Source organism: Alteribacter populi (assembly GCF_002352765.1).
Classification (GTDB): domain Bacteria; phylum Bacillota; class Bacilli; order Bacillales; family Salisediminibacteriaceae; genus Alteribacter; species Alteribacter populi.
In genome coordinates this window covers 2,399,149-2,414,339 of the sequence record NZ_KZ293963.1, presented here as the reverse complement: position 1 = coordinate 2,414,339, position 15,191 = coordinate 2,399,149, and the positions used below count along the sequence as shown (strand labels likewise).

The window sequence follows — 15,191 nt, the reverse complement described above, 5'->3', positions numbered from 1 at the left end:
TCTGTAAAACACCTTTTTTGAGCTTTTGTGCAAACGTTTTCGCAATATCGCAGGTGCCTGACCCCCACTACGTTAATACTGCACAGCGGTGGGGGTCAGGCACCAAGAGAAAGGCACCAAGAGAAGGCACCAAGAGAGAGGCACCGAGAAAAGGTATTAAGAAAGGAGATTTGCTATGAGGAGAAGGACGAGGCGCTTTGCTTCAATTTTTATGGTAGTTGTTATGATGATGAGTGTGTTACCTGGGTTTTTTCCGGCTCTGCAAGTGAGTGCGAAAGAATCGCCAAATGAAGTAACCGCTACTGGGACTGAGACGGAAGGTGACAATCGGACTGTTCGTGTCACGTATGAGCGGGAGGATGCGAGCTATGACGATTGGGATGTTTGGGTGTGGAACACTGGGGTGCAAGATGATAACATCGATTTTACCGAATTCCACAGCGGTCTTGCCACAGCGTACATTGACGTTGCCGAAAACACAGAGGAAATTGGCTTTATCATACGTAAAGATAACTGGGAAGACCGCGAGCCAAATGGACAGGAGATCGATCGTCAAATTCAAGTAAACCAAGAGGATCCATTGACGAAGGTACATATTAACAGCGGAGAAGTTGACTTTCACACCGTACCAACTGTCTCAGGTCCTGAATTAGATAGTGGAACGGCGACGTTTTTTTACCGCGACCAAGATCTTTATCTAAATAATGACATGGACAAAATCGACAGTGTCGAGCTTAAGCTTGATGGTGGTACCTATGAGATGGAGTATGAAGATGCGAACGAGCGCTTCGTGTATGAGTACGAAAACCTTCCTGAAGGCGAACACGAGTACACGTTCCTAGTTACGAAAGACGGGGAAACAACTGAAGTTAGCGATCCATATAACACAGTAGACGGCATTTCAACAGTGAAAAACCTATCAACAGATATTCAGTTAACTGGAGAAGTAGCACCAGGTGCGATTGCTTACAACGAAAATGCTGTTCTCACTGTCGATGTGGAAACAGAAATAGAAACAGACAGTGAAACAGAAATTTCCCGCCTCTACGCAGACATGTCAGCTTTAGGCGGTTCAGATGAACTTGACATTGACCTTGAACTAAAAGAAGTTACGCTTGCAGTCAAGCATGATGTAACCGCAGGTGTAAAAGAAATTCCGCTCACAGCGGTAGATGAGTATGGCAATCATCACCATGGCACAGCAGAAATCGAAGTGAAAACCCGGCAATTTGTTGGCGAGGACGACTTCGATTGGGATGAAGCTCTGATATATTTCATGTTAACCGACCGTTTTTTTGACGGTGATGAATCAAACAACGACCCATATGACATGAACTATGACACAAACTACCGTGGTGCATATCAGGGCGGAGATTTTAAAGGAATTACTGAGCGTCTGGACTATTTAGATGATCTCGGCATAAATACAATTTGGATAAGTCCAGTCGTTGAAAATATTCAATATGATGTTCGCCACAATGCAGACGACGGCGACCCGGACCAACCATACTTTGGGTATCACGGATACTGGGCAAGTGATTTTGAAGAGCTCAATCCTCATTTTGGCACAATCGAGGATTTCCACGAGCTCATTGATGAAGCGGATGAGCGCGGCATGAAAATTATGGTTGATGTCGTTTTAAACCATACAGGCTATGGGCTAAAAGAAATCGACGGTGAAATCCCAGAGGACGAGCGTCCAAAAGGGTATCCAACTGATGAGGAAAGGGCCTTCTTTAGTGACATGCTCAGACAAGGGGACGATGTCGGAGATGATGAAGTCACTGGTGAACTTGCTGGACTTCCTGACTTTATCACCGAGGACCCAGAAGTAAGAGAACAAATTATTGATTGGCAAACGAGCTGGATCGAAAAATCACGTACGGAACAGGGGAACACCATTGATTACTTCCGTGTTGATACTGTCAAGCACGTTGAGGATACGACGTGGATGGCGTTTAAAAATGAGCTTACTAGAGAAATGCCTGAGTTCAAGATGATCGGTGAATCATGGGGAGCCGGCCAAACTGATGATCATGGTTACCTTAGATCCGGAATGATGGACTCGTTACTTGATTTTGAGTTTAAAGACACTGCTCGCGACTTTGTAGATGGAAATCTTGAAAGAGCGAACAGCAACCTAGAAACCTGTAACGACCAGCTTGATAACACCGCGACACTCGGTCAATTTTTAGGAAGTCATGATGAAGAAGGCTTTTTGACTTCAGTCGACGGTGATGAAGGAAAATTAAAAGTGGCCGCTGCACTGCAAATGACAGCAAAAGGTCAGCCTGTTATTTATTACGGGGAAGAGCTTGGCTTAAGCGGAACTGATAATTACCCGTTCTATGACAACCGTTATGATATGGCATGGAACCAAGTTGAAGACAACGACATTCTCGAACACTATCAAAAGCTTCTTTCCTTTAGAAACGAGTATTCTGACGTTTTTGCTAGGGGAGAAAGAAGTGTCGTAGCCGGATCAAATGAAGAAGAGTTTCTTCTTTTCCAAAGAGGCGAAGAAGAAAATGCTGTCTATGTTGGCTTAAACGTATCAGGCGAAGCTCAACAAGTAACGTTAACCGCCGACTCTTCGGATGCGGTTCTCACAGATGAATATCGTGATGAAGAATACGCCGTTTCCGATGATCATGAAGTTACTATATCCATTCCATCGATGGCAGACGGAGGAACGGTATTACTAACAGTAGACGGTGGAGCCTTGCTGGGAGAAGATGCTGTCGAACCTGATGAAGGTGACACACTAAGAATTCATTATCAACGAGAAGACAATCATTTTGAAAACTTAGGGTTATGGCTTTGGGATGATGTTGCCGAACCTTCAGATAACTGGCCTACAGGTGGCACGACGTTCGAAGCCGACCAAATGACAGACTACGGTGCGTACCTTGATATTGAGTTAACCGAAGATGCCGAGCGCCTAGGTTTTCTCGTCTTAAACACGCAGACGGGAGATAAAGATGGAGATGATAAATATGTGGAGATCTTGTCCCCTGACATGGAGGAAGTTTGGATCAAAGAAGGTTCAGATGACGTTTTCCTCTACGAGCCTGTTGACCTACCAGAAAACACGGTGCGCATTAACTATGAACGAGCGGACCCAAGCTATGAACCCTGGGGTCTTTGGCTTTGGGATGATGTAGCTGAACCATCTGAACAAGTTGGCGACTGGCCAACAGGTGCGACACCATTTTCAAATGAGCAGACAGGACGCTATGGCGCTTACCTGGATGTCGAGCTAATCGAAAATGCCGAAGACCTTGGCTTTCTCGTAGTTAATCGTGATAATGGCGATGAAACAGACGGAGATGACAAATCATTTGACGAGTTAGGTGAGTATGACCAATTATTCATTCGAAAAGGAGATGATAGGGTGCATACAAATCCTTATTTTACGAACGAAGAAGGAATCACTTCCGGAGAATTACTGTCAGATGAAAAAATCGAATTGACCTTTTCATCTACGACTTGGCTCAAAGAAGAGGAGCTTGCAGAAGCGTTGGCGGTTACTGATAAAGATGGAAATGACACCGCCTTTGACAGTGTAACAATTGAAAGCGAAACAAAAGTCATAATTCACGGAAGCTTTACTATTGATCAAGCGCCGTTTGCTGTGACCTATGATGAGCGAACAGTGAATGTGACGGCTGGCTGGCGATTGATCGATGAAATGTACGCCTATGAGGGTGATTTAGGTGCAACCCTTCATGAAGACGGATCGGCGACTCTTAAGCTTTGGTCACCGAATGCCGACAATGTTTCGGTTATTTTATATGACCGTGACGATCAATATGAAGTTGTTGCAGAAGATGTTGACATGAGCTATGGTGACCGTGGCGTCTGGGAAATCACGCTTGATAACTCGAATACAGGAGTCAACGATTTAAATGGATACTACTATCATTTTGAGATTGAGAGAAACGGCGAGAAAACCCTTGCTCTCGATCCGTACGCAAAATCGATGGCCGCATGGAACAACTTAGGCGAGTATCCGATCGGGAAAGCAGCAATTGTAGACCCTTCGGCGATAGGACCAGAACTGAATTTTGCCAACATTGATGGGTTTGAAAAGCGAGAAGATGCGATTATTTATGAGATTCACGTGCGAGATTTTACCTCGGATCCAAATATTGAAGATGAAATAGATTCGCAGTTTGGCACGTTTTCAGCGTTTGTTGAGAAGCTCGATTATATTGAGGAGTTAGGTGTTACACACGTTCAATTGCTTCCCGTGATGAGTTATTTCTGGGGTGATGAGCTGGCGAGCGGTGAAAGAATGCTAGATTATTCGTCCACCGGCAACAACTATAACTGGGGTTATGATCCGCACAGTTATTTCTCACCAACCGGGATGTATTCTGAGAATCCTGAAGATGCTGAGCTACGTATCGAAGAGCTGAAAAAGTTGATCGATGAAATTCACGGTCGTGGTATGGGGGTTATTCTCGACGTTGTTTACAACCATACGGCACAAGTCGAGATCTTTGAAGACCTCGTACCTAATTACTATCATTTCATGGATGCAGACGGCACGCCGCGCACGAGTTTCGGCGGTGGACGCCTCGGCACGACCCATGAAATGGCACGCCGAATATTAGTCGATTCGATTACGTATTGGACTGAAGAGTTTAAAGTTGATGGATTTCGATTTGATATGATGGGCGACCACGACGCCGAAAGCATTCAAATCGCCTATGACAAAGCAAAAGAAATTAACCCGAACATCGTCATGATTGGAGAAGGCTGGCGGACTTTTGTCGGTGATGAGAACGACGGTGACGTTATGCCAGCCGATCAGGACTGGATGCAGCATACCGAAAGTGTCGGCTCGTTTTCGGATGATTTTAGAAATGAATTGAAATCAGGATTCGGCAGCGAAGGGGAGCCGCGCTTTATCACAGGCGGCGCGCGAGATATCCAGCACATCTACGATAATTTAACTGCCAACCCGCACAACTTTACGGCAACCAACCCAGGCGATGTCGTTCCGTATATTGCCGCACATGACAACTTGACGCTTCATGACGTCATCGCGCAGTCGATAAAGAAAGACCCGGAGCACCACCAAGAAGAAATTCATAAACGAATCCGCCTTGGCAATACGATGGTACTAACCGCACAAGGAACAGCATTTATCCACGCCGGGCAAGAATTCGGCCGCACAAAGCAGTTTAAAGCTGATACAGACGAAGCACCATACAAATCGACATATATGGAAGACACGGACGGCAACCCATTCGAGTACCCATACTTCATTCACGATTCCTACGATTCAACGGATGCGATCAACAAGATTGATTGGGATAAAGCCACGAATAAAGAAGCCTACCCAATCAACAATCTCACCCGTGAATTCACGACCGGCCTCATCGAGCTCCGTCGATCAACGGATGCCTTCCGCTTAGGCACGATGGAAGAGATTGATTCACATGTATCGTATATCGACGCACCAGAAATCAGTGAGAACGACTTAGTGATAGGGTACAAAGCCGAATCGACAGATGGAACAGGAACCTACTTCGTATTCGTAAACGCGGATCATAGCGAGCGTACACTAACGTTAGAAGATGACGATCTAACAGAAGGTACAATTATCGTTGACGGAAATGAGGCGGGGATAGTCGAAATTTCAAACCCAACTGGCTTTGAACTCACAGCTGACCAAATCACGATCGATCCATTAACGGCCGTCGTCGTGCGAGTCGGTGGCGAACAGCCAGAAGAAGATGATGAGCAAGAACCCTGCAAAGGCCGACCACCACACGCAGGCCAACCAGGACCACCCCCTCACGCAGGCCAACCAGGCGCCCCGTCTTGCTAGGTGCCTTCCCGCCGCGTTAACGCTGTACAGTAAAACATTGGTGCCTGACCCCCGCTGCATTAACGCTGTACAGCAGCGGGGGTCAGGCACCTTCTTTAGTACTGGTTCTTTCTGCGATATTTCTCCCTGTTTACGGCCTATTCAAATGTAAAATAGTGGTTTAGACTTATTGGCGTAAAATTCAGAAAATTGTAAAATTATGATTGTAACTAGATATTTCGCTTTACGAAAAAATAGGGAGAGGTGGTAGATTAATGGTTTATCGTCGTTTTTCGAAATTCATGATTGTCGTTCTGGCACTAGGTATTTTATTTCCGGCATTTTTGCCTGCAGAATCGGTAGCGGAAGAAGGTCAAGTAGCGGTTGCTGATCAAGGCATTTCTCATCTCGTCGAGGATGGAGTGACGCAACCTGTGTCGTCGTATGAAGATGCGATCAGGGAAACCGTTTATATTGACACGGACTTAGATACAAATGGGGATGGGAATAATGATCAAATAGCCGCAGACATCATTCGACCTGCAGAAACTGAAGAAGGGCTTGAAGTCCCTGTCATTATGATTGCAAGTCCATACTACGAAAGTCTTGGTAGGGGAAATGAATCTCAACTGAAAGAATATGAAGACGGCAAGCCCGTCAAGTTTCCTCTATATTATGATAACTATTTCGTTCCACGCGGATATGCTGTAGTTCAAGTAGATATGGTGGGAACGAATTTATCTGACGGCTGCCCAACTACTGGTGGATATGAAGAAACAGAGAGTGTCAAGGCCGTCATTGATTGGCTCAATGGACGAGCTGATGGAGCGACCGCTGACGATGAAGGTGTTTTAGCAGATTGGAGTACTGGAAAAGTCGGGATGTATGGTAAATCATACGATGGTACCTTGGCCAACGCAGTGGCGGCTACGGGTGTAGAGGGTCTTGAAACGATTGTTCCAGTTGTTGCAATCAGCAGTTGGTATGATTATTACCGCTCACAAGGTGTTACGTATCGGTACAATGGTCCAAACGGTCTAGCAAATACGGTGGTAGCTTCCGAACGCCGTGAGGAATGTGAGCCTGTACGTGATCAAATGGTAGAAGTAATGGATGATGAGAGTGGAAATTTTAATGATTTTTGGGACGAGCGTAACTATCTTAATGATGTAGACAATGTTAGCGCTAGTGTATTTATGATCCATGGCTTAAACGATCTTAATGTGAAAACAAACCATTTCGGACAATGGTGGGAAGAACTTGAAAAGAACGATGTCCCTCGAAAAGTATGGCTCACACAGACAGGCCATACGGAACCGTTTGACTTCCGTCGTGATGAATGGGTAGATACAATTCATCGTTGGTTTGATCATTGGTTACTCGATATTGACAATGGAATCATGGACGAGCCTATGGCTGATATCGAACGATCAGCAAATGAATGGGAAACTCATTCTTCCTGGCCAGATGAAGATGCAGACACTATTAAATTCCGCTTAGGTCCTGCAGAAGATGACCTCCCTGGAACTTTGACAAATGGTCCTGTTCAAGGCAACGGAACACAGTCTTTTACGAATAATCCATGGCAAACTGAAAATCAAATGGTTTCTAACCCGTTTGAAGAAAATGATAATCGGTTAATGTTCCTATCTCCTGAACTTGAGGAGGAAGTTCGTTTCAGTGGTACGCCAAAACTGGACGTTCGTGCTAAAGTAGATGGAGAAGCTACGAATTTAACAGCTTTAATCGTCGACTTTGGAAAAGATGAACGTGTTGACCACCAAAGAGGATCCGGTGGTTTGAGGATGCTAGATACAGATGATTGCTGGGGAGAGAGCACAGACAGAGATAGTGCTTGTTACATGCAGCATGAAGTACTGACCCACGAGCAAGACTACGAAATCGTGACGCGAGGCTGGATGGATGCTCAGAACCACAAAAACCTATGGGAAAGCGATCCGCTTAGAGCTGGCCAAAACTACCGCTTCGAGTGGGACGCGCTCACTCACGATTACGTTTTTAAACCAGGTCATCAAATCGGAATTGTCATCGCAGGTAGCAGCAGAAACTTCACTGTTCCAAGCCAAGAAGAAGTAGAGATTGAAATCTATCTCGGGCAAAGCCGCATAGAACTTCCAGTAGTAGGCGGTAAAAAAGCAATAGACTTTTAATTTAAGAGCCCCAGGACGTTGAGGTGCCCAGGACGTTGAGGTGCCCAGGACGTTGAGGTGCCTAGGACGTTGAGGTGCCTGACCCCCACTGCGTTAATGCTGTACAGTGGCGGGGGTCAGGCACCTCGCGCTTTTGGATGAAACTTCTTTCATTGTGGTATATGATAGGTTTGATAGCTAAGGAAGGACAAATTAAGAAAGGTAGTGATGCCATGTCTAGGAAGCTTAGAGTTTGGTATCCGGGTGCGATGTATCATATTACCGCGCGTGGTAACCGTAGAACGCCTCTGTTTGAAGAAACAAAAGATTACCTTAAGTACTTAGCGATCCTCGAAGACGTCAAAAGTAAGTCCCCATTCTTTTTACACTCCTATTGTTTGATGACCTATCATATTCACCTTCTACTGGAAACAACCACCTTCCCAATCCAAGGAATTATGAATCAACTCCAATCACGTTATGCCAATTGGTTCAACAAAGACAAAGGTTACATCGGGCATTTGTTTCAAGGACGGTATGGCGCCAACATCATTAAAACAGATGATGATTTTTTAGAAATCAGCCGATATATTCACTTAATGCCCCTCGAAGCAAAAATGGTTCACCACCCTCAAGACTATCCTTGGAGTAGTTACCGTGCGTTTATTTCACCAATCCACACCCCTCACGTAAGAACAACAAAAATCCTCTCAAACTTTGCAAATCCCCAACAGGCTCGTTACCAACAATTTGTAGAAGCAAAGTAGTTTGGTGCCTGACCCCCGCCGCGTTAATGCTGTACAGTATTGGGGGCCAGGCACATTGGCCTTGCATGTGTGTATTTTAGTTGAAATAAATCAAATATTTTACATATGAGATTTTGTTCTAGAAGAAAAAAGTGAATAGGGCATTAATATGACCTTGTTCCCTTTTTTTCTTTTTTTAATAATTTCCTAGTTTGTTCTCGTTTCTGTTCTTACTTTTCTTGGGTTTTTCTTTCACTAAAGCGACGTTTCCAAACGAGGGTGTTTTTTTCTCAATTGGAATAGGGACTTTCTGTCTTCCTTTCGACCTTCTCTTCTTTTTTGATCGCAATGCTTTCTTAAAAGAACAGACAGATTTAAAAAGATAGGTTTGTAACATTCGAAAGAATTCCCATGGCGTCTTTTTTGACCTTGTTTGTAACTTAACAATTACGGCATTATGCCCCTATGAAATAAAAGCCCAGTCACACAACTGTTTCGCCTTCATTAATGGTATTGATCATCCCAATCTGGAGCAGTGGAGGGAAGAGCTTGAAGAGAAACGCTTCAGATGAATGGAGTAGGGTTGAATTGGAATCCTGTATTTTAAGTTGTTGGCACAGTGATTTATTAACAAGATATTTAACTAAATTGACGTGCGTTCTATGAAAGTTCTATTTCAAAATCCTTTTCTTATGTAAACGGACAAATTATCAATCAAAGCCCCATCAATCGACAGTGAGTCATACCTTAATTGAACGTTTGATTAAAAAGTGACTCTTAGACATAGTTTGCGTCAAAACGACAAAAGATAACCTCAACGGAGTCCGGAATTTCTATTTACAATTATATTGTCAAAAAAACGATCAACCTAGGATCAATATTGGAAAGAGCCAGCAATACCGGTTCATCCCCTGCTTGTGCTGGCTCTATAGTATAATGTGATGCTCATTAACCATTAACGATAACTAGGCAGCCAATCCCCATGTGCCTCAATCAAGTCGTCACACATCGCGATAATGTCGTCGATGGACAGCTCAGCGTTTGTATGAGGGTCAAGGAGAGCAGCTTGGTAAATAGACTCTTTCTTTTGATAGATAGCAGCCTCGACGGTTAAGAGCTGGGTGTTGATGTTTGTGCGATTTAGCGCGGCTAGTTGTTCTGGTAATTCGCCAATGTAGCCAGGGATGACTCCGTTTCTATCTGCCACACAAGGGACTTCGACACATGCTTTCGTTGGCAAGTTTGAAATCAGTCCTCCTGTATTTAAGACATTTCCTACAAATTTGAATGGCACGTTTGTCTCCATCGCTTCAATAATTCTTGATCCATATTCAACGGTTCTTTCATGAGTGAGCTGCGCATTGTTAACCATGTCTTCTCTCATTTGTTCCCAATCGTTTATCTGATTGACACAGCGACGCGGATACTCATCTAAAGGAATATTATAGCGATCGATCAATTCGGGATACTGATTTTTTATAAAATAAGGGTGGTATTCAGCATTATGCTCGGAAGACTCTGTCACGTAGTATCCGAACTTATCCATTAATTCAAACCGGACCATATCCGAATGTTTCGTCGCTTGTTTTTTACGCGCTCTTTTTTTAATTTCAGGATAAAGATTTTTACCTTCTTTTTTTACTTCTAGTAACCATGCCATGTGGTTAATTCCCGCGATCTTTTCTTCCACTCCATCAGCTTCGATATTCAAAGACTTTAACAAATCCTCTGTACAGACTTGAACGCTGTGACATAATCCAATGGCTTTTACTTTCGTATAACGAAGCATGGCCCCTGTTAATGTCGCCATCGGATTTGTGTAGTTTATTAACCAGGCGTCAGGACAAACTTCCTCCATATCTCTGGCAATATCGAGCATGACAGGTACCGTACGTAACGTTCGGAAAATACCGCCAATTCCAATCGTATCCCCAATTGTTTGACGCAATCCGTACTTTTTAGGTATTTCAAAGTCGATGACAGTACTAGGCTCATAACCTCCGACTTGAATGGCATTGATGACGTATTTAGCATCGATCAAAGCTTCTTTACGATCTAGATAGGACGTGATTTTAATAGACTGATTATACTTTTGAGCTAAGTTGACCAACATTTGTTCCGACTCTTTAAGCCTTTTCTCATCAATGTCATGAAGAGCGTATTCAAATCCAGCTAATGCAGGAACAAACATGCAATCTCCTAAAATGTTTTTAGCAAATATCGTACTTCCGGCTCCGATAAACGTAATTTTAGACATTTCTATTCAGCTCCTTTGTTTCCCATTCCCTTCATCCAAGTTTGAAAAATACAGTGTCATTCGCTTATGACATGATTTCCCGCCCTCCCCTATATTTTTACTAAAATATAAATTTGTTATTTAACTTACCACATTGTAAAAACTCTCTCAATAAAAAGAAGTAAGAATTATTTAATTTTTTACCGATAAGTGCTTGTTTAGATAGATCAGTGTAGATCGAGGTAGTACATAACCAAGACAAAAAAGAGAATTATCAGGTATTTCACGGCCTTCTTGTACATTTCCTTTAATCATTACTTACAGGTAAAACGGAGGAAGGACCTTGAGGGTTGATTTGAAATAACATTGAAAACGCTGGATCTATCTGCTATATTTTAACTAAACAATTAATAAAAATTTTAGTTATAAAAACATTACTTTTATCTCGAGAGATCCAGAGTTAATCCACAATAGAAATAGTTACAATGTTGTTAGGGTCCACAAGTTTGCTCGGAACTTCTATTGATCGTAACAAACCAAAAAAAGGGGGGATCTTTATGAACTATGAGCAGTTAATCCACGAGTTTAAAGCGAAATTTTCATCTGAGGAGGCTCGGTTATTTTTTGCCCCTGGTAGAATCAATTTAATAGGCGAGCACACTGATTATAACGGAGGAAATGTGTTTCCATGTGCGATTACGTATGGAACCTATGCGGTAGCTAAAAAGCGTGATGACTACTTAGTGCGACTTTATTCAGTAAACTTTCCTAATAAAAATATGATTGAATTTAACTTAAACGACCTTGATTACAAAGAGAAAGATGGTTGGGCGAACTATCCGAAGGGGATGTTGCGGTATATTCGTGAACGAGGTGATGACCTGACTGGGATGGACGTTTTATTCTATGGTAATATCCCGAACGCTGCCGGGCTTTCATCTTCTGCTTCTATTGAGCTCTTAACCGGCGTAGTGATTGAAAAGCTTAATCAGCTTTCCATCGATCGTCTCGAATTGGTGAAAATCGGGATGCGCGTTGAAAATGAGTTTATTGGTGTGAAAAGCGGAATTATGGACCAGTTTGCGGTCGGTATGGGCAAAAAAGAGGAAGGTATTCTTTTAGATTGCCAGACTCTTGATTATCACTATGCGCCGCTTAAACTAGGCTCAAAAAAAGTATTAATTATGAACACAAATAAACGGAGGGAGCTTGCAGCATCGAAGTACAACGAGCGCCGTAACGAATGTGAGCAAGCGTTAAAACAAATCCAGACCGCAATCGATGTGTTGGCCCTCGGTGAACTATCCGAAGAAGATTTCGAGCAAATAAAACACACGATTAAAAATCCCACCGTTTTAAAAAGAGCAAAGCACGCTGTCTATGAAAATCAACGAACGATTCAAGCGTTACAAGCGCTGAAAAATGACGACCTTTCTCGTTTTGGCGAGTTAATGAATGATTCTCACACGTCATTAAAAGAAGATTATGAAGTCACGGGTTTTGAGTTGGATACGCTTGTTGAAACGGCGTGGAAACAAGACGGAGTTTTAGGAGCACGAATGACCGGTGCTGGCTTTGGCGGCTGTGCGATCGCAATTGTGGAAGAAAAATGTGTTGATAACTTCATAGAAAATGTAGGCACACGATACAAAGAAAAGGTCGGCTACGAAGCAGACTTCTACATTGCCAGTATTGGTGACGGGGCACGAGAATTAGAGATGGAGGTAAGGATATGAGTATTTTAGTGTTAGGCGGCGCCGGTTATATCGGCTCTCATGCTGTTTACCAGCTGATCGACCGCGGGTATCACGTGATTGTCATTGATAACCTACAGTCTGGCCATCGCGGAGCCGTTCATAAGAATGCCTCTTTTTATGAAGGAGATATTCGTGACAAGCAGTGGCTAAACGGTGTGTTTAGTAAAGAAAACATTGAAGCGGTGCTCCATTTTGCGGCGAACTCGTTAGTAGGTGAATCTGTGGAAAAGCCACTCACGTATTTTAATAATAACGTAACAGGAACTGAAGTGTTGCTCGAAGTGATGAAAGACCATCGCGTTAAGCAGGTAGTGTTCTCGTCAACGGCGGCAACATACGGCGAGCCTGAAAATGTGCCGATTACAGAGGATATGCAAACAGCGCCAACCAACCCGTACGGTGAAACAAAACTGGCAATGGAAAAAATGATGAAGTGGTGTGATCAGGCTTACGGTATGAAATATGTTTCCTTGCGCTATTTTAACGTCGCGGGAGCTCGGGCTGACGGTCAAATTGGTGAAGACCACTCTCCGGAAACACATCTGATTCCCGTTGTTTTGCAAACGGCATTAAACAAACGAGAACATATTGCGATTTTCGGGGAAGATTATGACACACCAGATGGTACGTGTGTCCGCGACTACATTCACGTTGAAGATTTAATTGATGCCCACATCCTCGCACTCAAATACTTAAGTGACGGAGGCGAAAGTGACGTGTTCAATCTCGGAAGCAGCCAAGGCTTTTCTGTAAGGGAGATCGTTGAAGCAGCACGTGTAGTGACCGGTCACCCGATTCCTGTGCAAATCGGAGAAAGACGAAAGGGTGATCCGAGTAAACTCATAGCGTCTTCAGATAAAGCAAAACAGCGACTTGGTTGGTCCCCTTCACGCACGTCTATTCACCAGATCATTGAAGGTGCTTGGCATTGGCACAAAAATCATCCACTCGGATACAACGATTAAAGGAGTTGGCACAATGACCATCAATGAAAAGGTTCAATCTTTACTCAACCAAGCCATTGATAAGGAATTATTCGATTCTCAAGATGAGATTTACTGCCGGAACAGGGTCCTTTCTCTTTTACAGCTCGATTCCTTTGAATTTGTTAAAAGAGAGGGGGAGTCCGTAACGATTCCTGACCTTCTTGAAGATTTGGCTGAGGATGCGTGTGCTCGTGGTATCATTGATGATGTGCTTGATGAAAAAGAAATCTTCGCTACGTCGTTAATGGACTGCTTAATTTCAAAACCGTCAGAAATCAACCGGACTTTTTACGAAAAATACGATCGCGATCCACAAACGGCAACGGACTATTTTTATCAACTAAGTCAAGACAGTAACTACATTCAAACGAAGCGGATTGCCAAAAATATTCATAACAAAGTAGAAACCGACTACGGATATTTAGATATTACAATTAATTTATCCAAGCCAGAAAAAGATCCGAAAGCCATCGCAAAAGCGAAAAAAGCGGAAGGTGCGAATTACCCGAAATGCCTCCTTTGTATCGAAAACGAAGGATTTCAAGGTAGAATAGGTCATCCGGCCAGGGCGAACCATCGGATGATTCGCATGGAACTGGAACAGGAAGACTGGATGCTCCAATACTCACCGTATGTGTATTACAATGAGCATTGTATTCTCCTTTCCACTGAACACCGTGACATGAAAATAAGTGAGAAGACATTTGCGCGGTTACTCGCATTTGTGGAAAAAGTTCCGCATTATTTCGTAGGGTCAAATGCCGACATCCCGATCGTTGGTGGCTCGATTTTATCCCATGATCATTATCAAGGTGGAAACTATAAGTTCGCGATGGCCAAAGCGCCAGAAGAACACCCGTTTACTTTAGCTGATTATCCGAACGTAACGAGCGCCATCGTGAAATGGCCGATGTCTGTCGTTCGTTTGCGCTCGGAAAATAAGGAAGAGCTCGTTGAAGCGTCAACGCATGTATTAACTCGGTGGAAAGCGTACAATGATGAAGAATCAGGTATTCAAAGTCATTTTGGGGAAATGCCTCATAATACAGTGACACCAATTGCAAGAATACGGCGCGGCGCATTTGAAATCGACATCGTCCTTCGAAACAATCGCACGAATGACGAGCACCCGTCTGGCATATTTCACCCACACGAAGATGTGCACCATATTAAAAAAGAAAATATTGGACTCATCGAAGTGATGGGATTAGCCGTTTTACCCCCTCGTTTAAAAGACGAACTCGAAGAAATAGAGGATTATTTGCTTCGTGGTGAAGGTGCTCAAGTAAAAGAGTACCACCAGCCATGGGCAGCTGGGTTACGTCAACGTTATGAGGGAATGGTGACAGAGAACAACGTAAGTGAAATCGTAAATAACGAAGTAGGAAAAAAATTCGTAAAAGTGTTAGAAGACGCCGGGGTGTTTAAACGAACACCTGAAGGCAGAGGAGCATTCAAGAGGTTCGTTCATTCTCTTTAGGTTTTAGCGAACTCT

At 43.5% G+C, this 15,191-nt stretch carries 7 protein-coding genes; 6 read left to right on the top strand and 1 reads right to left on the bottom strand.

The genetic code is table 11. The annotated features are described in order from the left end of the window. The first annotated feature begins 175 nt into the window (after positions 1 to 175). The 3 genes from CDZ94_RS11585 to CDZ94_RS11575 all read left to right on the top strand — a co-directional run bounded on the left by CDZ94_RS11585 (position 176) and on the right by CDZ94_RS11575 (position 8,738). On the top strand, positions 176 to 5,842 hold the full coding sequence (locus CDZ94_RS11585; RefSeq protein WP_198546718.1) for a pullulanase: 5,667 nt from the start codon (positions 176 to 178) through the stop codon (positions 5,840 to 5,842). Positions 5,843 to 6,096: 254 nt separating this feature from the next. Further along, positions 6,097 to 7,992 carry a Xaa-Pro dipeptidyl-peptidase gene (locus CDZ94_RS11580; protein ID WP_232735691.1) on the top strand — a complete coding sequence of 632 codons (1,896 nt, stop codon included), beginning with the start codon at positions 6,097 to 6,099 and terminating at the stop codon, positions 7,990 to 7,992. A gap of 212 nt (positions 7,993 to 8,204) precedes the next feature. Further along, positions 8,205 to 8,738, top strand: a complete 534-nt coding sequence (locus CDZ94_RS11575) for a transposase (RefSeq protein WP_096440784.1) — start codon at positions 8,205 to 8,207, stop codon at positions 8,736 to 8,738. 934 nt (positions 8,739 to 9,672) lie between these two features. On the opposite strand, the gene melA is transcribed toward CDZ94_RS11575, so the two are convergent. Next, positions 9,673 to 10,974 carry an alpha-glucosidase/alpha-galactosidase gene (gene melA, locus CDZ94_RS11565; RefSeq protein ID WP_096437192.1) on the bottom strand — a complete coding sequence of 434 codons (1,302 nt, stop codon included), beginning with the start codon at positions 10,972 to 10,974 and terminating at the stop codon, positions 9,673 to 9,675. A gap of 536 nt (positions 10,975 to 11,510) precedes the next feature. On the opposite strand from melA, the gene CDZ94_RS11560 reads away from it, so the two are divergent. From CDZ94_RS11560 to galT, 3 genes are read left to right on the top strand one after another with little or no spacing between them, the layout of a single operon-like run. After that, complete coding sequence (locus CDZ94_RS11560) at positions 11,511 to 12,689, top strand: galactokinase (RefSeq protein WP_096437190.1); 1,179 nt, start codon at positions 11,511 to 11,513, stop codon at positions 12,687 to 12,689. Continuing rightward, complete coding sequence (gene galE / locus CDZ94_RS11555) at positions 12,686 to 13,675, top strand: UDP-glucose 4-epimerase GalE (protein ID WP_096437188.1); 990 nt, start codon at positions 12,686 to 12,688, stop codon at positions 13,673 to 13,675. The genes CDZ94_RS11560 and galE overlap by 4 nt, the downstream gene beginning before the upstream one ends. Before the next feature lie 13 nt (positions 13,676 to 13,688). Continuing rightward, a complete protein-coding gene (gene galT / locus CDZ94_RS11550; protein WP_198520792.1) occupies positions 13,689 to 15,176 on the top strand; it encodes a UDP-glucose--hexose-1-phosphate uridylyltransferase in 1,488 nt (495 codons plus the stop codon). The last annotated feature ends 15 nt before the right edge of the window (positions 15,177 to 15,191 follow it).